We start from the raw sequence: 23,919 nt of genomic DNA on the forward strand, positions 1-23,919 counted from the left end.
TAAGAAGGATAAACGCACGCCTCCCCGTGGTCTCGGCGACAATCGATTATCTCTCAGAATTGGAGGACAAGAGCTCTCGTATACCGTGCCCCGCCTGTGAACAGGATGTCGTTCCGGAGAGTCTCATGGAGCGCCTCCGAGCCGTGCGGGAGGAGATGGGCGAGGAGGTGGAGGGTCTCGGAAAGGAAAGCGAGGATTTGTCGAAAAAGGTAAAAAGTCTGGAGGGGGACATAAGGCGGCTTGAGGAACTGGTGGAGCGCAGGATCCCCGAGTCCGAGGGGAAAGCCAGGTCGCTGCGGGAGAGTATCGGAGAACTCCTGGAAGTCGCCGTTAGCGATGACGACGACGTTAAGAAAATGGTGAGGGATAAGCTGGCGGAGATCGAGAAAAGGCTCGATGAAGCCAAAAAAGTACTGGAGCGCTACAACGAAGGCATCGCCTCCGCGGAAGAGACGCTGGAGCAGGCAGGCATCATCCATGAGGTCCTGGAGGCAAGAGCGAAGGTAGAGGTCATTCGCTCCATATCCTCTTCTCCGGAATGGAGGTCGATGAACGAAGCCCGCGACAGGCTCAACCGCATGCTGGATGCGGTGGAAAAGGCGAGGGACTCCGTGGAGGCGGCGCTTAATGAAAAGAAGCGCGAGCGACTGGGGGAAGCGGAGGAGCGCATCAAAGAGTACTACCGTGTCCTGGTGGAGAGACCGGACTTCGAGGGCATAAACATCGACCCCGATGGCGACAACGAGGTGTACGCATCGAGCGACGGTGACGCGGAAAAGGTGGTCAGTTTCTTCAACCAGGGTGACATGAACTGCGCTGCCCTCAGCATCTTCCTAGCCCTTGGGGGGAGCGCCAACCGCGAAGGTGGCCCATCCTTCATCATCCTTGACGACCCGTCCCAGAGCCTGGACACGGAACAGAAGCGCCGGCTGGCAAGACTTCTCGACAAGGTCTCGTCGGAAAGGCAGGTGCTTCTGGCTACCATGGACGGGGAGTTGCTCCAATCCTTACAGGAGGAGGTTTCCAGGGCCAAGGTAGTCTACCGGCTGGGGGAGTGGGATCCTCAAAGCGGACCCAGCATTATGCGGGAATGAGGTGGCTCGGGGATGGGCCTGACCTTCAGCGCGGAGAGGAAGCTCGAGGAGATCCACAGGCGACACGGAAGGGAGTTCGGGAAGGTGGTCCAGAAACTCCTGGCGCTTACCTTCATGGAGCTCGGTTACAGGCTGGCCGAGGAACGCGCCGTGCAGGGGGTGGACATAGACGTCCTGTGCGAGAAGCGCAGGAGAAAGATGTCATTCGAGGTAAAGACATGTCAGGGAGAGAGGGTGAGTATTGCGGAAAAGGACGTGGAAGGGTTGAGAACCAGGCACGAGGTGGACGGCTATGAGCCTTACTTCGCTTTCCTCTTCCGGCCACACTACATTGGGGAGGGTTGGATCATCATCCCGGGAACGCGGATAAAGAAGGGTGAATATTCCTGCATGCGTCTGGCGAGCTGGAATGAAAGCGAACTGTCCGAAAGGGTGAACAAGGAATTTTCAAAGACCGTGGAAAGAGTGTACAAGGACCTGATGTCCTGCTCCCCCGGAGGCGCTCAGGCGCTCCTGAAAAGAAAATACGGGATTTAGGGAGCTACCTTTCGACGTAATCTACACATACAGAGCAGAACCTCAAACCGCGGGGAGAGCCTCAGTTTTCAAGGGTATCAGTTTCCAGATTCACCTGCACTTCTCCATGCATGGTTCTGCAAGTTAATATGCCGGTGAGCTCATGATAAAGATTTTTCCCGGTATTTCAAAATAAGGCCAAGCCTTTAAGCACTGTCTCCTGCTAATGGGTCCCAAGAGCCACCTGCGTAGGGCCGCTAAGAAATCGCTGTCCGTCCTTGTTCACCATTTTGTTGATCTTGCCGACTATAACCATTGCGGGAGAGCCGACCCAAGCGTGAAAGGGCAGAGCTCATGCGGGATCTCCGGGGAAAGACGGTATTAGTAACGGGAGCGGCCAGCGGCTTGGGAAGGGAACTGGCCCTGTGTGCAGGGAAGGAAGGGGCAGTGCTCCTCCTGGCGGACATCGACCCACAAGGCGTCAAGGAGACCTCCGGGCTCTTACGTCGTACGGGGGTGGAGTCCAGGGAGTACGTGGTTGACGTATCCGATTCCTCTCAGGTGAAGGCCGTGGCTGAGGCGGTGCTTGGCGAGTTCGGGGGGCTGGACGTTCTCATCAACAACGCCGGCGTATTCGTTTGGGCTGATTTCATCGACACCACGCCGGAGGACTGGGAGTGGGTGATGGGGGTCAACCTCTGGGGTCCTATCCTCACCATCCGCGCCTTTCTCCCCGGGATGATAGAGCGGGGCAGCGGACATATAGTAAACATCGCCTCGCTGGGAGGACTGGTCACCATGCCCACCCTGAGTGCATACTCCACTGCCAAGTTCGGTCTGGTGGGCCTCACGGAGACCCTCCAGCACGAGCTCGAACCGCTGGGCATATCCGTTACCCTGGTCTGTCCCGGCAATATCCGGACCCCGATCATCGATCGCGTTGTCGTTAGGGGTTACGACCGCGCGAAATTATTCAAGTTTTCTTATGGCCTTATGCCCCGCATGGCGCCGGAGAGGGCTGCCGCGAAGATCATCAAGGGGATCAAGGAAGATCGGCCCATGATCGTCCTGACTCCCTTGGCCAACTTCATGTACGCGCTCAAGAGGTTCTCCCCGAACCTCTACCGTATCCTGTTCGGGAGGTTTGCCTATAAGATATGCCGGCGTATGAGGTGATCTTTCCACCTTGACGCTTCGGCTAACCGGGGTAACGCGGCCGTCGTGCGCAGAGATATGGCCTTTAAGCCTTAATCGTTGACCTCGCCTCCCTCCGCATGATATATCATATTATAAAATTTATAATCATATTTTGAAATTATGGTGATAATTATGACGACAAAAAGGCCCAACGCCATCGAGAAGGCCATGGAGGTGCTCATGCTCTTCGCCCCCTCCAACCGGGAACTGGGGGTGACGGAGATAAGCCAACGCCTGGACTTGCACGCGGCCACCGCCAACCGCATAATCAAGACCCTGGCCGGGAAGGGGTTCCTGCAGCAGAACCGGCATACCAGGAAATACCATCTGGGCCCATCGATCATGAGCCTTGCCAACGCCCTCTACCGCTCGTTGAGGACGGAGATGGTGCAATTGGCGCGGCCCTACCTGGAAGAGCTCCGCGACGCTCTCGGGGAGACGGTGGTCTTCGAGGTCTGGTCGGGCAACGCCACCTATATTGCCCACGTGGAAGAGGGGCCGCAGCGCGTGCGCATCGCGGGGACGGTGGGCGATCGCCTTCCCGCCCACGCCGCGGCGGGCGCCAAGGCCATACTCGCCTTCTCCGAAGAAGAGGCGGTAGACAGGGCGCTCGAGGAGGGCATGCCCAGGCTGACACTAGCGACCATCACCGACCCGGAGGAGTTCAAGCGGCAGCTCAAGGTGGCGAGAAAGCGGGGATACGCCGTGGACCGCGAGGAGATAGACTTGGGCATAAATGCCGTGGCCGCCCCGGTCTTCGACCACCGTGGGAAGCCGGTCGCGGCGGTGGTGGTGGCGGGGCCCTCCCGTAGAGTGAGCGGGGCGGCGAGGTCACAGCAGGTCCGGCTGGTGAGGGAAACGGCGAGGAGGATAACCCTGCGCCTGCAGATGAGGGAAGGAGACGAAGAAGAGTTTGCGCCTCCAGAGCCTTTATGGGAAGTGGGGTTTCCCGCGTCTTGAGCATCGGAAGGCGTTGCCTGTTGAGCGTAGGAGGGCGGTGATAGTCACCACCCCTGTGGGCGGGAATACTCCGGGGTAAGCGGAGATGACCGTGGGATGAAAGGATACAGCGGAATCTTATATACCTATAAAGCGGATGTTTTTCGTTCGTAAGGATAGGGCGGAAGGGCGGAAGAAAAAAGAACCAATCGGTTATGGCTCGTATGTAAAGCGTTTCTCGCGGAAGGCGCGGAGGCTTTGAGATACCGCAAGGGGATGAGCCGGGGCATTGCGTGTTCGGGTATTCGGTGAGTTAAAGGGTTGCCTTTTACATGGAGAGGGTGTCTGGGGTTGGCCGCAGGAGCTGCAGGAAGGGCAAAGGAGGGAAGAAGGGTTGCCAGAATCTTGCCAAGTGGAATAGGGCGGCGGATTTACATGTGTCTCCAGGAGATGATCTCCATGTTCGAGGTGGGTTGTAATGGTGACCAAGAAGCCATGCCAGTGTTTGGCAATACATAGAAATTTTCATTTACGGAATGGCTACTTCGATGATCGTCGTTGAGTTCCCGTCGAGACCAAATATGAGGGGGTGATGGTCATGCCGGGCATTTCCTTCCTCGCAACTCCGGAGGAGACAGCCGACACCTTCTTCGTGAGGCTCTGCTGCGGCGGGGTAAAGGCGGTCGCCCTACTGGCCAGGCCCTTCCTGAAGGCCATGAACGCCTTCAACGCTTCCCGATTTCCCTCCTCGCGAAGCGCTCCCAGCTATCCCTTCGTGGACGACGGGAGGTACGATTACGGCCTGAGCCAGCCGGAGCACGGCATCGTCATGGAAAGAGGCGTGAGGATACCCATGCGGGACGGGACCGAGTTGCGGGGGGACGTCTTCCGCCCCGACACACCCGGCCGTTTCCCGGTCATCATGGCCGAAGCGCCCTATCCCCTCTACATCAAAGTCCAGCCGGGCGTTGACGACAACGGTGGGGTGGGTACCAGATATCAGCAATTCGAGCAGGCCAACCCCGAGTACTGGGTCCCGCGAGGTTATGTCTATGTGACCATAAACACACGGGGGTACGGCGGATCGAACCAGCCTTCCGCCTTCCTCGACTACCAGGAGGCCGTGGACTATTACGACGCCATCGAATGGGCTGCCTCCCAGCCCTGGAGCAACGGGAAGGTGGGGCTCTTCGGCATCTCCTATTACGCCATGTCCCAGTACTTCGCCGCCGCCCTCAAGCCTCCCCACCTCGCGGCCATCGTTCCCTGGGAGGGCCTCCTCGAGCCCTACCGGGACATCGCCTACCGGGGCGGGATACTCAGCCGTTTCGCGGTCATGTTCGCCTTCATGATGCAGGTGACCGCCGACCGCCCCTGGAAGTCCAAGAATTTCATGGAGCTGATGCTCACCCATCCTTACCTGGACGACCTGTGGACCTACGGGACGGGCATCCTGGACGGGCGCAGGGACACGCCGAGGATTCCCGATGATGTGGGGTTGATAGAGGCACCCATGCTCTCAGTGGGGAACCTCAACGACCCCGACCTCCACCTGCGGGGCAACGTGAACGCCTTCGCCGGGGCAGGCAGCAGGGAGAAGAAGCTGCTCCTCTACAGCGGGACGCACTGGGGATCGGCTTACCAGCCCTGGGCCAACCGCACCGTCCTCCGCTTTTTCGACCACTATCTGAAGGGCAGGCCCACGGGACTGGAGCGCGAGCCGGCGGTGGACGTCCAGGTACGCACCGGGCCGGACACCTTCACCCACGTCTACGGGAACAGCTGGCCCCTGGAGCAGACTCTTTGGACGAGGTATTACCTGAACGCCCGGGACGGCTCCCTGGTCACGGAGAACCCGGAGGAGGAGTCCTCGGCTGAGGCGGTCTGGCGGGAGGAAAAAGAGGTTGGAAGCAGTTACCAGGTGACCTTCCGCACCCCGCCCCTGGAGGAGGACGTCACCGTGGCCGGCCCCGTCACCGCACACCTCTGGGTGTCCACACAGGGCCGGGACGTGGACCTGACCGTGGAGCTGAGGGACTACGATCCGCAGGGCCGGGAGACGCGTTTCGCCTACGTCATCGCCGGCTCTCCCGACGAGCCCGTGACCCGCGGCTGGCTGCGGGCCTCGCGGAGGGCGCTGGATCCCGAGCGCAGCAGGCCGCACCAGCCCTGGCACCTCCATAAGCGCAGCGACTGGTTGACCCCCGGGGTGCCCGTGGAGGTTGACGTGAAGATCTGGCCCACGGGCATGGTCTTCAAAGCCGGCCACCGCATCGCCGTCACCGTGCACTGCGGCCGCTACAAAAGGAAGGGAGAGGCCTACTTCCGAGTGCGTCCCCTTCCCTTCCTCCCCGCCATAACCCTGAGGAACTCGATGTACCAGGCATATTCCTCGCCCGCGCGGGGTACCCGCGTCCACACCGGGGGCAGGTTCGCCTCCTGGCTGGAGCTTCCGGTCATCCCGCCCGACCCCTCTCCCGTCCACCCCGTGCTCATCCGGGACGACCGTTTCGAGCCGGAGACGGTGGGCGGCGAGATGGGAGACCGCTTCGAGTGGACCAACGCGGGCTCGGAATACCACTCGGTGACCGAGGCCAGCGGCCTCGGGCTCTGGGATTCCCAGATCATCCGTGGGGAGCGTTCGCACAACCCGGAGACCTGGTGGGTGAAGGTCCCCTGGGCGGGAACCTTCTCCTACCGGGACATGGTGTGCGGTTTCCAGGGAAGGGTGGCCGTGCCCCCGCGTGTTCCCGACCGGGTGTCGGCCGGGGAGAGGGTCGCGGTGACCATGAGTGTCGAGCCTCCTCCCGAGGGGACCGCATTCGACCTCCAGTTGCGCAAAGGAGACGGGGAATGGCAAACGGTGCGGGAAGCCGTAGCGGAAGGCCGAGCGGAGCTCGATCCCTTGGAAGCCGGGGAGTATGGGGTGCGTTGCCGGATTAGGAGCCTTGAGGACGGGACGAAGGCCACCGGGTGGTCCCCTCCCGCCGAGTTCACGGTGAGGTGACGGCCGTATGAGCTCGAGATCCGGGCAAATCTGCGGATTTCCGGTCAGCGGAGGAAATCAGGCTTGATCTCGTGAAAGCGTGGTGATCGAAGTGGAAAGGGACAAGGGAGAATTCACAAGGAGATGGGATGAGGAGAGCAAGGTCTTCTGGTACCTCACGGCGGCGTCGTGCGCTCACGTCGTGGAGGAATACTTCTGGCCGGGGGGCTTCCTCGAGGCGGCCAAAGAGGTGGCCCCCGAGGCCTTCGAGAACGCCTCCCTTCCCATCATCGTGGGCGTCAACGCCTCCATGATCGCCGGTTGTGCCTTCGGCTCGCTCATGCGGAAGAAAGACCCGTCCTACGGGCTTAGCATGGCCGGCCTGCTCTTCTTCAACGCGCTCCTGCACTTGGGGGCGTCCCTGAAGGCCAGAAAGTACGTCCCGGGCCTGGCGACCGGGCTTACCCTGTACGTGCCCCTCGCTGTGAAGGCCTTCTCCGCCTACAGGAGGTCGGAGAGGTACCGCCTGTCCACGGCCCTCCGCTCAGCGGCGCAGGGAGTGGCCCTCCACGCCGTTCCCTTCGTTGCTTTCGCCGTGCGGGGGAGATTGGAGAAAAGGGGCAGCAGCGGAGTGGGCGAGTGAGACATGGGTTTTAAATGGTGAAGGCGAGGGGCACGGGTAAGTTAGACGAAGGTGTAAAAAGGGGGCTTGAAGCGAACAGCCAGTAGAGGGCGTTCCCGGCCATGACACCCTTTGATACCTGCCGGGAGACGGCCGGGTAACGGTACGGGAAAGGAGGCAGGCAAGACTCTCCCGATTCACAAGCAAGAACAGCCACTTGAACAGGGAAGGACGGATTCTCGGACGGAGATCCAGAAACCTTTAGGTCGCTCCAGATTCGATAGGAAGACCGTCGGAGAGGTGGTGGCCGTGAGCGTCAGGAGCCTGTTTGTGAGGATGGGAAAGATCTTTCCTCACCCCGTGGCCATGGACCACATCCGGTCCATGCCGCGGAGGCGGCTGACCCCGGAGGAGGAGAACAAACCCTATGCCAAGTATTTCCACAAGGAGCTGGCGGAGATACCGCGGGATGACCTGGAGAGGGTGAACGCGGGCCCGGTGAATCCGGCTTCCGCCACGCCCATAGAAAGGAGAAACGACCTCCTCGAGCCGGGGTACCTGGAGGTGGAGACGGGCTACACGGTGATGCCCGACGGGAGCGGCTTCGCCGCCACCCTGGTGCGCATGCCGGAGGTGACGCCGGAAATGCTGGACTGGTGGTTCAACTGGCATCCTCTGGAAGGCCTGAGGTACGCCATCTGGTGCCCCCCGGCTCACGTGGACATCGGGGTGAAGGACCCCGCGCGGCACCTGGACAGCTCGGGCGTCCCCCTGCGGGAGAGGAACGAGGGGAGCACCCACTACCCGGTGGAGGGTTTCAACCTGAGGTCGGCGCAGAGGCTGGCCATACGCTTCTATTCCCCCCGCGAGTTCGGCCTGGACATGGAGCTCTTCCGGGAGCCGTTCATCAGCAGGGCCTACTGCGCGGACGTCACCTTGAGCCTTATGCGCACTCCCTTCTGCGTCTTCCTCCACGCCGTGCGTTCCGTGGCCGGCGGCGTGGAGTACCGCAGCCGCTACTGGATCGGCTACACCATGCGCGGCGGGAAGCCCGTGAGAGTGAGGCGCCCCATGCCTTTCCGGATGATGGACCTGGCGCGCAACAACTGCCTGCACAGCCTCATGGAGTACAACAACCTGGCCTCCTTCCTGCCCCAGCTTTATGCGGAGATGGGGGGCAGGATAGAGTGACGGGAGATAACGCGAGTGAGCCCGCGGCAGTGAGCATCTTCCGCTCACTGTGCTCGAACCCGCCCAGTGGTCGTTAAGCGGCGTTACAGGGGCTTCTTTCCTGGGCCGGGGTCCAAGCACTGCGCACGCGGAAGCGGGTCGAGGAAACGCCGGCTTTCTCCCACGCCACCGACGCTTCCCTGCCCTCCACGGCCTCGAAGACGGCGGCCATGTGCCCGGCCAGCAAGGGATTGCTGTAGGGGTTGTCCACTACGACCTCAAGATAGCCGGGCTCGTGCCTCAGTCCCCTTGCATACCCCTGCCCCCAGAAGGGAAGCGGTTCCAGCGCCTTGCGGTAGCAAGCGGTGCGCTCGGCTTCCGTCTGGGTGCCGCAACCGGTGAGGTCCAGGTCTTGTATATGCTTGAGGGTGGTCTCTTTCTGGGCTTGCACTATAAGCGGGTAGATGTCCTCGCCCAGCTCCTTTTCCAGTTCCCGGAAGACCACCTCCGGGGTGTACCCGTCGAGGAAGGTCATGCGCGCCCCGCGACGTTTGTCGATTATCTTGCCCTCGCTCGGGCGCCATTCCAGGTAGAGGAGGTCAGAGGGAAAACCGCATATGCGGCATTTCGTTATGGGGTGACCGTTGGCCTTGGATGGCGGCATTTCCACCTTCATGCGTTCCGAGATCTCCGGCTTGGCCTTGGCTGGCTCGATACGGATGACATCGTCTCCTCCTAGCTTCTTCCAGGAATGGACGTAAGGCTTTCCCTCCAGGCTCTCGAAAGCGCCCAGGATTATGGCGGCCATAAGCTCGCGGTTGTAGGGATTGCGGATGAGCGCCTCTCCGAAGACGCCGGGTTTGTACTCCAGAGCTTCGACGTACGCCTGCCCGGTGGCCCAGGCCAGGTTGCAGAAATAGCGGACTACCATGTGCCTGAGGGCTCCTCTGCGCAGAAGGTTCAGGGGCGGGTGCCCGAGCAGGGTGTCGATCACCTCGCGGGCGGCGTTGCGCTGGGCCTCGAAGACCAGGTGACCGATGGACACTCCCATCTTCTCCTCTATGCGGGAGAAGACCTCGTTGAAGATCTCCGATTCGACTATCACCACCCTGCTCGTTCTGCGGAATAACTGGGAGATGGTCCCGTTGTCGTTCCACCGTATGGAGCGGGAAAACCAGAGCGGTGCGCCGCAGCGACATTTTAAATGACGCATATTAATCACTCCTCGACCTTCCCTCCCAGGATAGCAATGTTCATTATAGTGGGAAATAAAGGGTTTCTTCTCACCCAAGGAAGTTTTCCTGTCCATTCCGCTTCGCCTAGCGCGCCGCTGTGGGTGCAGGGTGTTCTCGCGTTGCTTGCCTGAAGTGGACGGATCGAATCCGGTCCCGGCTCGCCGTTCTCCGGGCCCCGATCGAACGGAGCAGGCGACCGAGCGAGGGCGAGGTCGGAAGGGGTGATGGATTCAAGGATCCTCCCCGCCCCGGGTCGTGCGAGGTCGTGCTTCCCTAGGCGGCGGTCCTTCCGGCGTGATGGAGAGAGGTGAGTGCCCCGAGCCGCAGGACCAGGTGCTTGCATCAAGAGTCAGACGGAGACGCGTTCCCCGCTGAAGAGGTCGGCGAAACGACGGCGCAGTTCCAGTTTGCGCACCTTGAGGGTGGCCCCATAAGGCATCTCTTCCGGCGGGATGATGCGTACGGCGCGCGGGCGCTTGTAACCGGCGATGTGTTCCCGGCACCAGGAGAGGAGCTCCTCCTCCGTGGCCTTTTCACCCGGCTTCAGGGTCACCACGGCCACGGGCACCTGCCCTTTGGTGGGATGAGGGACTCCGATGACCGCGGCGTCGGCCACGGCGGGGTGGGCCAGGACCTCCTTCTCCACCTCCACGGAGAAGACGGAATAACCCCCGCACTTTATGACGTCCTTCTTGCGGTCCACGAAGTAAAGCCTGCCCAGGCGGTCTTTCTTCCCCATGTCGCCCGTGCGCAGCCAACCTCCGCTGATGAGTTCACGGGTGGCCTCGGGATCGTTCCAATATCCTTTGGTCACCCCGGGACCGGAGACCGCCACCTCTCCCACCTCTCCGGGCGGGAGCGTGTTGCCGTATTCGTCCAGGATGCGCACCCTTACCGGCCATACCGGCCAGCCAACGCACCCTCGCGGGTATCTTATTCCCGGGAGGGCCATCTTCAGGGTGGCCGTGCCGGCCAGTTCCACCATCCCGTAGACCTCGGCGAAGAAAGCTCCCGTCCGGAAGGGGCCCAAGCGGATGAAGGAGCCTTTCTTCCGGAAAGCCTCCACCAACTCCTCGGGCATGGCGTCCGCCGCGCTTCCCAGCATCTTCAGGTTGGAGAGGTCATACTTGTCGATGCCCTCCGCGAGCATCATGGCGTACATGGCCGGAACGCCCACGAAGAGGTTGACCTTCTCCCGCACCATGGCCTCCAGCACCTCCCGGGGGCTGAAGTGGCGCATGTAGTAAGCCTCCATGCCCACACAGCAGCCCATGATGATGCACCCGAAGCCCATGACGTGGGCCGTGGGCAGACAGTAGAGGCCCTTGCTCTTCGGCCCTACGGGGAGGACGGCGGCGGCGATCTTCTGGGCGGTGATCAGGTTGCGGGAGGACATCACCGCACCTTTGGGGTATCCGGTGGTCCCCGAGGTGTAGAAGATGGCCACCGGCTGGTCGGGATCCACCTCCGCGGGGGTCGCCTCCCGCACTCCGCTGAGGCCTTCATCCAGGGAGACGAACCCGGACGGGCATTCCTCCCTCGGACCGGCCATCACCCAGCGCTTGATGGAGGGAAGGCTCTCCTTCCTCCTTATGTTGCCGGCGAAGACCTCCGGGTCGGTGATCAGGGTCTCCGCCCCGCAGTTCTCCACGATATAGCGTATCTCCTCCGCCTTGAGCATGAAGTTGAGGGGCACGGCCACCGCTCCCGCGGCGATGGTCCCCATGATGGACATGGGGAGGTCGGCGTTGTTGGAGGTGCAGAGGGCCACTCTTTCCCCGGGCTTTACCCCTATTTCGCGCAGGAAGGAGCTGACCCGGTAGGCGAAACGTGCGGCGTCCCGGTAGCTCACGCGCTTCAAGGGAAAATCAAGGTAGCGGAGAGGCTCGTGGAGGACGGACATCGTCTTGTCCCCGCGCATGTCGGCCAGTCTTTGGGAAAAGTTGGATAATGTAAGCCTGCGGTCGAAAAGGAGCCTGAACTTGTCCGGGATGACGCTCATCCTTATCCCCCCTCGGCAATCCCCTGCTGGTACGAAAGCCGGTAAGCAGATGATCAGCCACTGTTCGATGCCGGAATCCGTACGTGGTCCTCTGCCCACCCTGGCTGAACAATGTAATTTTGAATGTTCGTATGTCTATGATAACCCCATCTTTGCACCATGCAAGCAATACAACTGAAACGGAGTTGGCTGCAGCGGAGCTCGTAGAAGGCACCCGGATGCCCTCATACAAGGAGCTCGCAGGCAAGACAAGCGGGCAACCCGGCCGATATGTTTTTGATCAATGGGGATTTTTAGGGGCGACGTTTCATCCGGATGAACCTTCAACGCCTCCCGGCCGCGGAGGCCCTCATCGGATGCGCATGACGAAGGGTATGAGTATCGGGCCAAGAGCGTTTCGGAAGGGGAAGTCGTATTTCCCTACGGCCATCGGGCCGCCGGTGAAGACGAGTCCGAACCCGGCGTACCGCGAGCGCTTCGGAGTTGTCTTTTAAGGGGCCGACGGCAAACTTCCACGTGTGAGTTGCGATGTGGTTACCGGACTTCATCCTGCACGTACCACCGCTCGGAAAGGCCATGCGACCCTTGACAAAGGCTGCCGTGGCGCTCCAAGTGTGGTCAGGAGACGGATAACGGGTCGAAGCGGTTCTCCTCCCAGTTGCGGAAATATCTGGTAAACATTTCCATCCACTTGAGCGGCGCATGGGGGTCACGCCGCAGGGCTTCCCGCACGGCCTTCGCCAGGGGGCGTCCGCTGTAACGGTAGCGGAAGGCGCCGACTCCCCAGTGGTCGCGTATCATGCGGCGCAGCTCTCTCTCGTCCCCCGACACCAGGACCTTGCGCAGGTCCCACCTCCGCCAGTCGGTGATGATCCAGGTGATGTAGGGGTGCTCCCGCACCTTTTTCTCGTACTCGCGCAGCACGGAGGGGGAGGAATCCCCTCGCCTCACCGCTTCGACCGCCACTTCGGCAGCCAATTCGGCGGAGAACCAGGCGCTGGGCACTCCGTCCCCGAATGCCGAGGCCTCGAAGCCCGCGGCATCCCCGATTATCAGAATGCCGTCCCCGAAGATGGGCATGTTCCTGGTCTCCGGTATGAGGCCGGCATAGATGGGGCACACATCCCAGGTGGTCGCCCGGAGCTTTACCTTGGGGGCGATATCCCGCTTCCACCTGGTTACCTTATTCTGGAAGTTCTCGAAATACTGCGGGAGGAGCTTGGCCAGGTTGGGGATCTCGCCCCTGGTGACCAGGAACTGCCCCAGGCCGGGGTGGATGCTCTCCCGGTAGGTGAAGATGTACAGGGTGGAACCGTATCCCAGCGGCGCGCCGATACCTTCCTCCGGCAGGGCGTGGAAGAACTCCATGGAGAGACCGAAGGTCTGGTCCACGTCCTCTTTGGCCATCTCGAAGTCCCAGAGCATATATAATTCTAGGGCTTCCGGGAGGTACTTACGCCGCAGCCCGGCCTGGATGGCCAGACGGTTCTGGGTTCCCCCGGCGTCGATGAGAACCCTGCAGCGGATCTCGTCTCCCCGGTCCGTGATCACCCCTTTGACCGCGCCCTTTTCCAAAATGGGCTCCACTGCGGTGGTGGAGGTGCGCAGCTCCGCCCCGGCCTCCACGGCCCGGTCGGCCAGCCAGGTGCAGAAGGGTTTGCAGTAGGCGGAGTACCCCAGGGCCAGGGGCTTGGGAACCCGAAGTGTGCTGTCGGTAGCGTATATCTCTCCACCGCGGATGAAGCGGTTCACCACCCTGCAGATGGGCCTCTCGATCGGAGGGTTGCCCTCGCGGATGAAATCCGGCCCGAAGGTGAAGCCGTAGAAGGGGATCACCAGACCGGAGACCACCTTCTCTCCCGGTACTCTCGACCTTTCCAGGATGATGGTCTCCAGCCCGGCCTCGGCGCACCTGCGGGCGGCCACCGGGCCGCCGAAGCCCGCTCCCACCACCACCACGTCGCAGGTTTCCACGGCCGCCATGCTCTCAACCCCAGTCGGTGCGGAAGCCCGTTCCGCCCGGAGGCCAGGAGAAGAGGATGGCCCCTTTGTCGCATACATACCAGCAGGCGGCGCACTCCATGCACTCGGCGAGGGTCTTTACACGCGCCTTCTTGTCCCTTATCTCGTAACATTCCGCAAGGCAGACCCGCACGCAGTTGGCACAGCCGTCGCACCGGGCCTCGTCAACCTTGATGAAGTCCCCGGGGTCCCCTACCCATTGCACACCGGGAAACCTGTCGGACGTCCTGATCTCCATGAAGAGCACCTCCTCCGCACGGGAAGCAGCCGGCACCTCCCGCCTTTCAGCAGCCCTGAACCAAAGTTTATGCGTGTCGCCCTCGCCTGTCAAAAAGGCGCCGTGCGGCATTCGTTCCCCCAACGTCGCCTCGCAGGCTTTAGTGAATTGGTCGTCGAGGGGTGTCGAAACGGGAAAACGGGAGACGGTATGGGCTAGCAAAAAGGTTCTTCCGATAAGCCTGCAGAGGGATGCTCCTCACGCTCGGGCCGGGGGTCGAAGGGCCATATCCCCGCGGCGCCGGGATGATGGTGGCGGAAAAGGGCTGCCGGAAAACGGCGTCGGCCTCATGGATGAAAGGATTAAGGCAAGGACGGCATGGATATATGTGTTATACGGAGGACCTGCCTCGGCACGGCCCCGCGCAAAACGAACTATGCGGCGAGCGGGACATAGAAGACGAACTCCGTTGGCGTGAAACGGATGCAAAAGGAAGCTTGGCGGGCCCTTGGCTCATGCGGGTGCACCGGGGAAGAGTCGGGGGGTGACGGCCTTTGGATCTAAAGGAAGTCGTGGAGGAGCTCCGGGAAGCACTGGGCCCGGAGAACGTGTCATGCGAGCCGGGCGTGCTGGAAGGCTACGCCTGGCAGGCCTTCGCCGAGGTGGTGGGACAGACCAGCGGCTGGTGCCCGTACCGTCCAGCGGTGGTGGTCCTGCCGGGCGACACGGCGGAGGTGCAGGCTGTGGTGAGGGTATGCCACAGGCATGGCCTGAGGTTCAAGGCCATGAGCACGGGATGGGGAATATGGAACATGGTCAGCGGTGAAGACGTGATCCAAGTGGACCTGCGCAGGATGGACCGCATCCTGGAGCTGGACGAGCGCAACATGTACGCCGTGGTGGAACCCTACGTGAGCTGCGCGCAGCTTCAGGCCGAGGCCATGAAGCGCGGCCTGAACTGCCACATCATCGGGGCGGGAGCGGGCACCTCGCCCCTGGCCAGCGCCACCTCCCTCTGCGGGTACGGGTGGTCAGGCCTGACCACGGGATACAGCGCCAGAAACCTCTTGGGCGTGGAATGGGTCCTGCCGGACGGAGAGGTTCTCCGGCTGGGAAGCCCGGGAAGCGGTCTGGGATGGTTCACCGGGGACGGACCGGGACCCAGCCTGCGGGGGGTGGCTCGGGGTTTCATCGGGAATTGCGGTGGCCTGGGAATATTTACCGCTTGCGCGGTCAAGCTGTTTCCGTGGCCGGGACCTCCGAAAACCGCGGTGGAAGGCCTGCTTTTCGACTGCGAGGCAGACCTACCGGATACCATGAGGCTTTACATCTGCGCCTTTCCCGATCGCCGTTCCTTCGCCGAAGCCACTTATCGCATCGCCGCATCGGAGATCGGCTACCTCCATTGCAAGAACTCCGTGGGAGCTCTCCTCTCCGCCCTGACCCCTCACCTGATGGGTAAACTTGTGAGGCATGAAGGGCTCCGGTCGGCATTGCTCTCCCAGCGCTACGCCTTCCAGTTCCTCATCGCCGCCCGCACGGAGGAGGAGTTCTCGTATCAGGACGCCGTCCTGAAGACGATCGCGGAGGAGACCGGAGGCGTGTGTCTGGACATGAGCGCCCTACCATCGCTGCACCGGGCCATGCTCTGGGGGTTCATCCGGGCCTCCCTCCCCCCGCTCATCTTCCGACGGGGAGGGAGCTTCAACACCTCCTTCGGCGCCCTGGAGGCTTGGGACCACGCCGTGAACCAGGCGGAGATCGCGGCGGAGCTCAAGGCCTCCTTCATCGAGAGGAAAGCCCTTATCGACGACCTGGCGGACAACGCCTGGGGCGGCATATACGAGGGAAGCACCTGCTTCGGGCACCAGGAGGAGCTGTATCTCTACGACCCCCGGGACCCGGAATCTATGAGCAAGGCCCGGGATTACCTGGCCGCCACCCTGGTGGAGACCATCCGCCACAACCTGGGTCCCGGGCTGGGGTTCGCCATGGGGGCCATCGGCGCGGAGCTTTTCGGTCCCCTCATCGGTGGTTATCATCACCACCTGCGGGAGATAAAGCGTTCCCTGGACCCGGACGGAACGAGCGACGCCGGATTCTACATCTCGCTGGATCCGGAGAGGACGGTCAGAGAGGCCGTGGAGCGGACTCCGGAGATGGCGGCCTTCCTGAAGGAGAGGATAAAGGAGCTCGGCCTGGAAGGGGTCGCTTAAGGTAGGTCCGGGGGCCGAATTTGTGCCTTCTCTATTCTTATTTAGAATCCTTATTTAGAATCTGTGGTGACCCTTCTTTTTTAAAATCTGCAAGGGGCCTTCTCTCAAGGATACCGTAAGCCTTCGGCCATACGCGGTAGGTGGGAGCTACCTTCTCGTACCGCGATGCGGCGGTGCAGCCAACGCCGAGGGCGATATTGGTTATCATGGAACTGGTCACGGAAGCGAGCCATTCCCGGAAGCGGCCACCGGAAACCGGGTGACTCCTGCACACCGGCTGGAGGCGGGGAGACGCGGAAAAGAAGGGAGAAAAGACATGGCGGGAGAGGTGGAGAGGGAATTGCTGTCGCCCTGCGGGCTTTATTGCGGCGTGTGTGCCGTGTATATCGCCCACCGGGACGGAAACGAGAAGTTCAAGGAAAGGCTGCTGGGAGTCTACGGGCTCACCTCCACCGAAGAGGTGCGCTGCCGGGGATGCCTTTCCGGGGAACGCTTCCTGTACTGCGAGGTGTGCCCCATAAGGGACTGCTGCCTGCGGAAGGGATATCAGGGCTGCCACCAGTGCGATGAATGGCCTTGCGAGTTGGTGGAAGGCTTTCCCTTGCCGGTAGGGAAGAAGGTCATGTTGCGCGCCATACCTGCCTGGAGGGAACTGGGCACCGAGGCTTGGGTGCGTTCGGAGGAGGAGCGCTACCGTTGCCCGGAATGCGGGTACAGATTGTTCCGGGGCGCCAAGCGCTGCCGTTCCTGCGGCGTTGAGGTGGACCTGGACTGACGGCAGGCGTCCCTCCCCCACCTCTCGCGATGGCTCATCGATCGGGCGAGCCAAAGTGGGGCATGACGGTTGGCACCTCTCTTTCCCGGGCCGCCTCAAGGGCCTCGTGGACCGCGTGGAAATCGGCCAGTATGTAAAGGTTGGCCATGGTCGGCGGCAGGAGTGGGAACTCCCCCTCCGAGCACATCCTCAACGCCGTGCCGGGTTCTACCCATATACAGGCGGTGATCTCCTCCCGGTCGTGGTCCGGTTCCTGGCCTGCCGGAGCTGGGGCCAGGAAAAACCGCGTATCGTAGCGAATGGGGGAGACCTCCGGGGTTATCCAGTGGGCGAAGAAGACCAGTCGGTCGAGGTCCAGTTTGAGGTCCAGATCCCGCACCACATCTTGGAAGAGAAGCTTTCCCGAGCGCAGCTCGACCCGGTATTCGCGCAACAGCTCGCTTTCCCCGCCGGGGTTTGGGATGCTCTCTTCCGGGTCCCGTGAGGCCAGGAGGATGCCCGTTTCCTCGAAGAGCTCCCTGATGCCGGCCACCATGAGCCCGAGGGCCTTTCCCCTGGAAGTCCCGTCCCCGCACAACTTTTCCAGTTCCCCGGGGGAAGGCTCGCGGCACAGCTTTTCCCACCCGGGGTCCCGGTCGCCGTCCTCCAGCTCACCTCCGGGGAATACGTGCATGCCGCCGGCGAACGGGCTCCGTGAATGGCGCCTTACCATCAGGACCTCAAGCTTGCCGGGGGTGGAAGCCCCGCGCAGGAGTAGAAGGGAGGACGCGTCCCTGGGCGTCACCGGGTTCTCGCCGGCGTTTGCTCTCTTTTCCGCCATGTGCTTTGCTCCTTGCCCTCGCCTCCGATGCCCCACGGATCAGGGGCGCAGAAATTGCCGGTCTTCCTCGAGCTTCTCTTCCAGTCCCAGAAGGCCCGTGAACTCGCCGAAGCTCATTAGCTCCCCCTCCAGTCCTTTGCTGGTGCCTTTTTCCAGAAGGTGGGCATAGGCTTTGCGGAGCGCCTGCGCGGCGGCGAATATCCCGGTGAGCACGTAGCCCACGCTGACGAAACCCATGGAATGGTAATCCTCGAGATCCAGCACCGGCGTCACGCCGCCCTCGACGACGTTGACCACCAGTGGAGCGGGAATCTCGCGCGCGATATACTCCAGCTCCTCCCGTGAACGCGGGGCTTCCACGAAGATGAGGTCCGCCCCCGCTTCCCTGTACAGCCTGCCTCTCCTTGCCGCCTCCTCCAGCCCCAGGACTTCCAGGGCGTCCGTCCTTCCCACGATGATGAAAGGGCGGTCCTTACGGGCGGATACCGCAGTCCTTATTTTCGCCGCGTGCTCCTCGGCAGGAATCACGTTTTTCCCGTGCAGGTGGCCGCAGCGCTTGGGCCAGGTCTGGTCCTCAAGGATGATGCCCGCGGCGCCGCAGGCGATAAGCTCCTCGACCATCCGCTTCACGTTGAGTGTCCCACCGTACCCGGTGTCGCCGTCCACGATGACCGGGATGCTCACCGCCCGGCAGATGCGGCGGGCCAGGTCGAGAACCTCCGTCTGAGTAAGCAGGCCGATGTCCGGTTCCCCGAGATAGCTGGCGCTGGCCGCGTAACCGCTCAGGACCACGGCACGGAAACCCACCGCCTCGGCGATCTTGGCGCTCAGGACGTCGAATACGCCCGCGGAGAGGAATATCTTGCCCTCGCTGATGAGCTTGTGCATTCTCACATCCCCTCCTCCGTTTATACCGGATTTATGTGCCTTTAAGGTCATGTGTGCCGTGCTTCGAAGGTTTAGAGCGACGGATTCGGTGTGAGCCGCCGTTCATGGCCGGATGCCCTCAGGGATCGTTCCGGCCGGACTCCTGGAAGCGCGGACGGTATGCCGGGCAGCGGGCCACGCAAAGGCCGCAGCGGACGCCGCTCATCCCCGGCAGGCCCAGCTTGAGGTAATAACGCAGGCAGGAGGCCTTGTCCGTCCCCCTCCCGTCTTCGTGGAGGGCACCCGCGGGACAGGCACGTACGCAAGCGTATCCGCATTTCTCGGGCCGGCAGAGGGAAGGCTCCAGGGGAGTTCCCGCCGGGAGCTCGGCATCGGTGATCAGGGCCACCAGGCGGACGCGGGGACCGTGCTCCGGCGTCAGAAGAAGATTGTTCAGGCCTATCTCCCCCAGGCCGGCCTCTACGGCCATGTGCCTGTAGGAGAGGTTCTCCCAGAGGACCTTGGAGTTCAGGACATCCTTTACCCGGGGAAACAGGGCGAGGTGGCGCAGTAGCTTGAGGAATGCCGGAGGTCTCTTGTCCAGGTTCCATCCAGGCATTTCCAGGTAAGGGACGGGAAACACCTCATGCCCCCGGTCCTGGAGAAGGAGGGCGACCCGAAAAAGGGAATCGTTCAACCTATTGTTGGCCACGTGAAAGTTGGCCGTGTATTCCTTGCGCGTCGAGGGGAGCCCGTCCAGGGGGGTATCCAGGAGGCGGATGCCCAGAACGACGATGCTGCGCGCGCCGTCCAGGTAGTCGGAGGGACGGTGTCCGGCGGGGGCCTTGGCCTCATAGATGCGGGCATCGGCGACGCCGAAAAGCTCCGTTCCCGCAGAGTTTCTCGTCTCCTCGAGCAGATCCATCTTATCTCCCGCTTTTGTTGTCGATCGTCAGGGCTTGGCAACGTCCACCACGATGCGCGGAGGACTGGTCAGCTCCTGGACTTTGTAGGGGGCGTGGCTCCCCAGGCCCACCACCAGGATCATAGTGTTCAGTTCGTAAGCCGGAACCAGTTTCGCCTCCTTGATCACGGTGTACCCGGGAGAGAATTCGTCCGGGCCTGTGTATACCTGGACATAGCCTTCCGGTGGGGAGAGGTCCGCCTTGTTCCCGTTGAAGGTTATCTCCAGGAGGTATTTCCCCTCCACGAGGACCGGGTTCCCCTCCGCGTCCTCGTAGGGCGGCGTCAGGTAGCGCACGCGATAGCGCGGAATCCCGTAATGGGGGTTGTAGGCCTGGGGAGCGAACTGGATGACCAGGCGCTCATAGGTGGCATGATCCCCAAAACGGATCCCCTCCAGTACCATCACTTCCTCGGTGCCCCCGGTGGTTTCGCCGTAACCGAAGCCCTTCAGCTCCGTGAGCCCCTCCTCTTTGCCTCCCGCTTCGTCTCCGTAGGGTTCTTCCCCACTCCATCCCGCATCGCTTTCCGATTCCTCCGCTTCACCGGAGGGCTTACTGCTCCCCCTGCCGCATCCCACGGCGAGAACGGCGAGAGCGAGGAGGAAGAGCGCCAGGAGGGCGGTGAGCAGTGACTTACCTTTCCACGGACTTTCGCTTGCTCTTCGCATCCCCCGTGCACCTCCCAAATTCCGCTATCCGGGTAAGGGACCGCAACCTCTTTATAATTCTCCCCTCTGCGGTGGAGGAATACAACCTTTATCCCCTGCCCGCCGCTTTTGTGCGGCGATGCCCATACCGGCCTCCTCACACCGTTGCGGAAGGCGAGGGATTTCCCCCGTTTCAGAGGTGGCCACCTTCCGGAGGGCGGAGAGCGTGGATCCGCCGGAGCCGTGGTCGATGCGTGATTTTTCGACCCTCAACCAGGTTCTTCCAGCCATTGTCCGTGTGTTATTCCTTTAATCCAGGGCGGCCAGTACCTCACCGTCCGGCGGATATTCGGTCTGGACGCTGGCTATGAAGACGTATCTCACGTGCCCGTCAGGGTCCAGGACGAAGACTGAAGGACGGGCGATGTGCAGGGACTCGAGGTTGACCCTCACGTAGACCCCGTATTCCTTGACCACCTGGCGTTTCTCGTCCACGAGCACCGGGAAAGGGTAGGGGTGAGAGGACAGGTAACCCCTCACCTTATCCCGTTTCTGGGGGAGGATCACCACGGCGCGGCCGTCCCGCTTCACGAGTTCCGGATAGATCTTTTCCCGTATATGGACCATATACTTCCGGCAGTGCGGTCACCAGGTGCCTCGACCGAAGTATATTAGCAGCGGCCTTCCGAGAAGCGCGGAGAGGCTCACTTCCTCGCCGGTCGCTGCGTCCGGCAGCCTGAAGTGCGGCGCCCCGTCACCTTTCTTCAGCACCTTGCTTTCCCTGGCCATCCTCTCACCTCCAAATAGATTCTAAAATATGGTATATGCTTCGCTACCCTGTTCATGAGAAGGAGATAGGCATCCTTTCATGCGCCATGTGGTTCAAGCTGTGAACCTCAATTTCTCCAGCCAGAAGTCCGTCAGGACCCCGGAGCGGTCCATTCCCAGGAGCAGGCTGTCTCCCACGCGGATGACCAGGTCGTGGCTTCCGCGGAGCCTTATACGCAGGCTGCCTTCCGGTGCATGGAACTCGTACCTGGGATAAAGATTGTAAAAGCGGAGTTCCTGGTCCTGAAAGTCGTGGGTAAAAACCACCTCTCCGAGGGCATCGGGCTCCGGCACGGGTTCCGTGCCCTCCACCTTCCAGCGGTTTGAGGGGGTGTAGGCGCGAAGCCCGATGAGGCGCTGGCTCTCTCCATCCAAGCTGAGGACGAGCTTTCCCAGAGCGAGGGTCTTCACCCTTTCCCCGGGGATGAAGAGGGTAGGGGATATCTCCACCGCCCTGCTCACGGAGCGATAGTAGGCGGAGCCTGGTATTAGTCCCTTTCCTGGCGCCACCTTCAAGTGGAGGAGCGAGCTTAAGGTCATTTTCCCCCTCACCGGTCGCCCTCCCGATATGCGGGGAGGAACCGCCATCACACATTTTAACAGCCTTTCCACATCGGAGCCCGGCTGGGGCAGGACGGCCTCCGTTTTCGGCGCTGAAAGCGTCCGCTGAAGCGCTATTGTGCGCTATGCTCGCGGGGGAGGAGGCGATCGTGGCGAAAGCGGCGAGGTAGACGATAGAGCACGAGCCTGGTCTCCGAGTTCCTAAGCGGAGGCATCTCAAGACACTTCATCGCAGGCGAATCAGGCCGATTCCTACCGGTGCGGAGGCGAGCTCAACGCGCTGGCGGTGTCGGCGCCTTACCCTCCCCGAGTACGGCATGGACCTCGGGCATGAGCTCGCCCACCTTTATCCCCTGCGGGCATTTGTCCTCACATTCTCCGCACCCCGTACACGCGGAAGCCCTTTCCCCTTCGAGCAGGAAGCGATGGTAACGGAAGCGCGGGGTGAGCTGGTCGTCGTACATCACCAGGCTGTTGTAAAGCGAGATGTTCTCCGTGATGTCCACGCCGTTGGGGCATGGCTTGCAGTATCCGCAGCCGGTGCAGGGAACGGCTGCCCGCTCCAGAAAACGGTGGCGGGCCTCCTCGATCAAGCCCAGTTCATCGTCGCTCAGCCTGTGGCGGCCCGAGAGCTCGGCGGTACGCAGGTTCTCCTCCAGTTGCCGCATGGTGCTCATGCCGCTGAGCACGGTAGATATCCCCGGTTGTTCCCAAAGCCAGAGAAGTGCCCATTCGGCCGGCGTGCGCTTCACGGGGAAAGACTCGAAGAGTTCGGCTATCTCCCGGGGAGGTCGGGCCAGGTTCCCGCCCAGCAGTGGTTCCATGACCACCACCGCCAGCCCTTTTTCGGCGGCGTAGCGCAGCCCCCGCTCTCCCGCCTGGTTTTCCACGTCCATATAGTTGTACTGGATTTGGCACATGCACCAACCGTCGTAGCCGTCCACCATCTCCCGGAAAGCTTGAAAATGGTCATGGAAGGAAAAGCCTATGCCCCCTATACGACCGTCCGCAAGCGCTTTCTCGGCCCTGGAGAGGAGGCCGAGACGCTTGACGTCCTCCCACCTCCGGCGGTTCAGGCCGTGAAAGAGGTAATAGTCGATGTGCCCGACCCGGAGCCGCCCAAGCTGTTCGTCGAGGAAGCGGTCGAAATCTCCGGGCTCCTCCACCAGCCAAACGGGGCACTTGGTGGCCAGCCGGACCTTCTCCCGGTATCCCTCGCCGAGGATCTCGCCCAGGATGGATTCGCTCCTGCCGTTGTGATAGGTGTACGCCGTGTCCAGGTAATTGATGCCCTGCTCTACGGCCTTGATAATCATGGCTGCCGCCTCATCGAGGTTCACGTTTTCACTTATGGGTATGCCGTCCGTTGTGGGGAGGCGCATGCACCCGAATCCCAGGATGGAGACTTCCCAGTCCGTGCTTCCGAATCTCCTGTAAAGCATCTCCCTCTGCCTCCTTAGGGCGGAGAGGCCTCGAAGGACCTCAAACTTCCGCTCGCCTTGACGTGGTCTTTTCGTGTTTCAACGGGAGGCGACGAAAATATTATATCCCCAAGGGTGGCGCGCCACGCGTGGAAAGCCCCGGGACTCTCGAACCGTGTGAGCCGGCAGGTGGCGCCCGGCTGGTTGGCCGATGTGCAGGTGTGGAAGGCGAGCAGGTTACGATGACCATGCCCTCCTTTCCCGAGGTTCATGCGGAAGGACTTGCCAAGGGAGGAAACGAAAAAAGAAACGGGTGTGGTGATTCGACGGCGAGCCCCAGAGGTCAACGCCTCTTAAATGTGAGATAAGCAGGGCGAAAGGCATGACGATCGTGTACGGGCGTACCGGGTCCGGCGTAAAGGGTCTAGAGGACGGGAAAGGATGACGGGCTACAGGCCGGCGATCGGGAGCTCGATCTCGACAATGGGCGGTGAGAGTTTCAAGCCATGAGGCTCAGCGAAGGCGGAAGGAGGAGGTACAGGCGTGAAACCGCCCTCCTTTTGGCCAAGATGCTCGCCGTCGCCACGCCTATCGGCCTGGCTGGGGTGGCCTTCATCGTTTACCTGGCCGTTTCCGTAAGAAACGGGCACTGGATAGCCGTTTTCGGCATCGGAATCCCGGTCATCCTCGCCGCCGTCTTCTTCTGCGTCCTCTTCGCCGCGGAGACCTATATAAAACCCCTCATACGCATAGACGAGTTCTGCTACCGGCTGCAGGCCGGGGATTTCTCGCGCCTGGAGGACGTGGAGGGCGCCGGTG

The 23,919-nt window shown here is 61.8% G+C and carries 21 protein-coding genes and 1 pseudogene; 10 read left to right on the forward strand and 12 right to left on the reverse strand.

The genetic code is table 11. The annotated features are described in order from the left end of the window. The 7 genes from H7007_RS04700 to H7007_RS04730 form a co-directional block, all read left to right on the forward strand. On the forward strand, positions 1-1,094 hold a 1,094-nt coding region (locus H7007_RS04700; protein ID WP_287153474.1), incomplete at its 5' end, for an AAA family ATPase. Positions 1,095-1,106: 12 nt separating this feature from the next. After that, positions 1,107-1,631 (forward strand): hypothetical protein, encoded by a 525-nt coding sequence (locus tag H7007_RS04705; protein WP_287153475.1) that lies wholly within the window; start codon positions 1,107-1,109, stop codon positions 1,629-1,631. Between the two features lie 333 nt (positions 1,632-1,964). Next, positions 1,965-2,786 carry an SDR family NAD(P)-dependent oxidoreductase gene (locus tag H7007_RS04710; RefSeq protein WP_287153476.1) on the forward strand — a complete coding sequence of 274 codons (822 nt, stop codon included), beginning with the start codon at positions 1,965-1,967 and terminating at the stop codon, positions 2,784-2,786. Positions 2,787-2,939: 153 nt separating this feature from the next. Then, positions 2,940-3,767, forward strand: coding sequence for an IclR family transcriptional regulator (locus H7007_RS04715; RefSeq protein ID WP_287153478.1), 828 nt, complete (start codon positions 2,940-2,942; stop codon positions 3,765-3,767). A gap of 577 nt (positions 3,768-4,344) precedes the next feature. Further along, positions 4,345-6,753 (forward strand): CocE/NonD family hydrolase, encoded by a 2,409-nt coding sequence (locus tag H7007_RS04720; RefSeq protein ID WP_287153479.1) that lies wholly within the window; start codon positions 4,345-4,347, stop codon positions 6,751-6,753. A 91-nt stretch (positions 6,754-6,844) separates the two neighbouring features. Beyond that, positions 6,845-7,375, forward strand: coding sequence for an HXXEE domain-containing protein (locus tag H7007_RS04725; protein WP_287153480.1), 531 nt, complete (start codon positions 6,845-6,847; stop codon positions 7,373-7,375). 288 nt (positions 7,376-7,663) lie between these two features. Continuing rightward, the gene (locus H7007_RS04730; RefSeq protein ID WP_287153482.1) at positions 7,664-8,545 is read left to right on the forward strand and encodes a DAPG hydrolase family protein; all 882 of its coding nucleotides are present in this window, start codon (positions 7,664-7,666) and stop codon (positions 8,543-8,545) included. A 73-nt stretch (positions 8,546-8,618) separates the two neighbouring features. Here the strand turns inward: H7007_RS04730 and H7007_RS04735 are convergent, their stop codons facing one another. From H7007_RS04735 to H7007_RS04750, 4 genes are all read right to left on the reverse strand, one after another. Beyond that, complete coding sequence (locus H7007_RS04735; RefSeq protein ID WP_287153484.1) at positions 8,619-9,737, reverse strand: hypothetical protein; 1,119 nt, start codon at positions 9,735-9,737, stop codon at positions 8,619-8,621. 371 nt (positions 9,738-10,108) lie between these two features. After that, positions 10,109-11,761 (reverse strand): class I adenylate-forming enzyme family protein, encoded by a 1,653-nt coding sequence (locus H7007_RS04740; RefSeq protein WP_287153485.1) that lies wholly within the window; start codon positions 11,759-11,761, stop codon positions 10,109-10,111. Positions 11,762-12,379: 618 nt separating this feature from the next. After that, positions 12,380-13,744 carry an NAD(P)/FAD-dependent oxidoreductase gene (locus tag H7007_RS04745; RefSeq protein WP_287153486.1) on the reverse strand — a complete coding sequence of 455 codons (1,365 nt, stop codon included), beginning with the start codon at positions 13,742-13,744 and terminating at the stop codon, positions 12,380-12,382. Between the two features lie 4 nt (positions 13,745-13,748). Beyond that, positions 13,749-14,021, reverse strand: coding sequence for a 4Fe-4S dicluster domain-containing protein (locus H7007_RS04750; RefSeq protein WP_287153488.1), 273 nt, complete (start codon positions 14,019-14,021; stop codon positions 13,749-13,751). A gap of 533 nt (positions 14,022-14,554) precedes the next feature. On the opposite strand from H7007_RS04750, the gene H7007_RS04755 reads away from it, so the two are divergent. Both H7007_RS04755 and H7007_RS04760 read left to right on the forward strand, forming a co-directional pair. Then, positions 14,555-16,216 (forward strand): FAD-binding oxidoreductase, encoded by a 1,662-nt coding sequence (locus H7007_RS04755; protein WP_287153489.1) that lies wholly within the window; start codon positions 14,555-14,557, stop codon positions 16,214-16,216. Between the two features lie 316 nt (positions 16,217-16,532). Beyond that, positions 16,533-16,991, forward strand: a complete 459-nt coding sequence (locus H7007_RS04760) for a DUF3795 domain-containing protein (protein WP_287153490.1) — start codon at positions 16,533-16,535, stop codon at positions 16,989-16,991. 34 nt (positions 16,992-17,025) lie between these two features. Here the strand turns inward: H7007_RS04760 and H7007_RS04765 are convergent, their stop codons facing one another. The 8 genes and pseudogenes from H7007_RS04765 to H7007_RS04800 all read right to left on the reverse strand — a co-directional run bounded on the left by H7007_RS04765 (position 17,026) and on the right by H7007_RS04800 (position 23,121). Next, positions 17,026-17,811 (reverse strand): NUDIX hydrolase, encoded by a 786-nt coding sequence (locus H7007_RS04765; protein ID WP_287153492.1) that lies wholly within the window; start codon positions 17,809-17,811, stop codon positions 17,026-17,028. Positions 17,812-17,850: 39 nt separating this feature from the next. Further along, positions 17,851-18,699 carry an isocitrate lyase/PEP mutase family protein gene (locus tag H7007_RS04770; RefSeq protein ID WP_287153502.1) on the reverse strand — a complete coding sequence of 283 codons (849 nt, stop codon included), beginning with the start codon at positions 18,697-18,699 and terminating at the stop codon, positions 17,851-17,853. A gap of 118 nt (positions 18,700-18,817) precedes the next feature. Next, complete coding sequence (locus tag H7007_RS04775) at positions 18,818-19,603, reverse strand: ferredoxin family protein (protein ID WP_287153494.1); 786 nt, start codon at positions 19,601-19,603, stop codon at positions 18,818-18,820. 27 nt (positions 19,604-19,630) lie between these two features. Further along, positions 19,631-20,311, reverse strand: coding sequence for an AMIN-like domain-containing (lipo)protein (locus H7007_RS04780; RefSeq protein WP_287153495.1), 681 nt, complete (start codon positions 20,309-20,311; stop codon positions 19,631-19,633). Positions 20,312-20,599: 288 nt separating this feature from the next. Further along, positions 20,600-20,923, reverse strand: a pseudogene (locus H7007_RS04785) (peroxiredoxin family protein); the annotation flags it as partial. 12 nt (positions 20,924-20,935) lie between these two features. Next, positions 20,936-21,079, reverse strand: coding sequence for a thioredoxin domain-containing protein (locus tag H7007_RS04790; RefSeq protein WP_287153496.1), 144 nt, complete (start codon positions 21,077-21,079; stop codon positions 20,936-20,938). A 93-nt stretch (positions 21,080-21,172) separates the two neighbouring features. Next, on the reverse strand, positions 21,173-21,658 hold the full coding sequence (locus H7007_RS04795; RefSeq protein WP_287153497.1) for a hypothetical protein: 486 nt from the start codon (positions 21,656-21,658) through the stop codon (positions 21,173-21,175). Positions 21,659-21,951: 293 nt separating this feature from the next. Then, entirely contained in the window at positions 21,952-23,121 is a 1,170-nt protein-coding gene (locus H7007_RS04800; protein WP_287153498.1) for an aldo/keto reductase, read from the reverse strand. A gap of 485 nt (positions 23,122-23,606) precedes the next feature. Here H7007_RS04800 and H7007_RS04805 point away from each other — a divergent pair. Beyond that, the coding region (locus tag H7007_RS04805; RefSeq protein WP_287153501.1) for a hypothetical protein at positions 23,607-23,919 on the forward strand (313 nt) is incomplete at its 3' end.

The sequence above is a fragment of the Candidatus Solincola tengchongensis genome, from assembly GCF_015711935.1.
Lineage (GTDB): Bacteria > Actinomycetota > Geothermincolia > Geothermincolales > RBG-13-55-18 > Solincola_A > Solincola_A tengchongensis.

What these genes read in the sequence shown, in the direction of transcription:
- H7007_RS04720 (WP_287153479.1), top strand. Translation starts at nt 4,345, where the DNA reads ATGCCGGGCATTTCCTTCCTCGCAACTCCGGAGGAGACAGCCGACACC.
- H7007_RS04705 (WP_287153475.1), top strand. Translation starts at nt 1,107, where the DNA reads ATGGGCCTGACCTTCAGCGCGGAGAGGAAGCTCGAGGAGATCCACAGG.
- H7007_RS04715 (WP_287153478.1), top strand. Translation starts at nt 2,940, where the DNA reads ATGACGACAAAAAGGCCCAACGCCATCGAGAAGGCCATGGAGGTGCTC.
- H7007_RS04800 (WP_287153498.1), bottom strand. Translation starts at nt 23,121, where the DNA reads ATGCTTTACAGGAGATTCGGAAGCACGGACTGGGAAGTCTCCATCCTG.
- H7007_RS04750 (WP_287153488.1), bottom strand. Translation starts at nt 14,021, where the DNA reads ATGGAGATCAGGACGTCCGACAGGTTTCCCGGTGTGCAATGGGTAGGG.
- H7007_RS04765 (WP_287153492.1), bottom strand. Translation starts at nt 17,811, where the DNA reads ATGGCGGAAAAGAGAGCAAACGCCGGCGAGAACCCGGTGACGCCCAGG.
- H7007_RS04790 (WP_287153496.1), bottom strand. Translation starts at nt 21,079, where the DNA reads ATGGCCAGGGAAAGCAAGGTGCTGAAGAAAGGTGACGGGGCGCCGCAC.
- H7007_RS04740 (WP_287153485.1), bottom strand. Translation starts at nt 11,761, where the DNA reads ATGAGCGTCATCCCGGACAAGTTCAGGCTCCTTTTCGACCGCAGGCTT.
- H7007_RS04775 (WP_287153494.1), bottom strand. Translation starts at nt 19,603, where the DNA reads ATGGATCTGCTCGAGGAGACGAGAAACTCTGCGGGAACGGAGCTTTTC.
- H7007_RS04795 (WP_287153497.1), bottom strand. Translation starts at nt 21,658, where the DNA reads ATGACCTTAAGCTCGCTCCTCCACTTGAAGGTGGCGCCAGGAAAGGGA.
- H7007_RS04735 (WP_287153484.1), bottom strand. Translation starts at nt 9,737, where the DNA reads ATGCGTCATTTAAAATGTCGCTGCGGCGCACCGCTCTGGTTTTCCCGC.
- H7007_RS04760 (WP_287153490.1), top strand. Translation starts at nt 16,533, where the DNA reads ATGGCGGGAGAGGTGGAGAGGGAATTGCTGTCGCCCTGCGGGCTTTAT.
- H7007_RS04745 (WP_287153486.1), bottom strand. Translation starts at nt 13,744, where the DNA reads ATGGCGGCCGTGGAAACCTGCGACGTGGTGGTGGTGGGAGCGGGCTTC.
- H7007_RS04710 (WP_287153476.1), top strand. Translation starts at nt 1,965, where the DNA reads ATGCGGGATCTCCGGGGAAAGACGGTATTAGTAACGGGAGCGGCCAGC.
- H7007_RS04770 (WP_287153502.1), bottom strand. Translation starts at nt 18,699, where the DNA reads ATGCACAAGCTCATCAGCGAGGGCAAGATATTCCTCTCCGCGGGCGTA.
- H7007_RS04780 (WP_287153495.1), bottom strand. Translation starts at nt 20,311, where the DNA reads ATGCGAAGAGCAAGCGAAAGTCCGTGGAAAGGTAAGTCACTGCTCACC.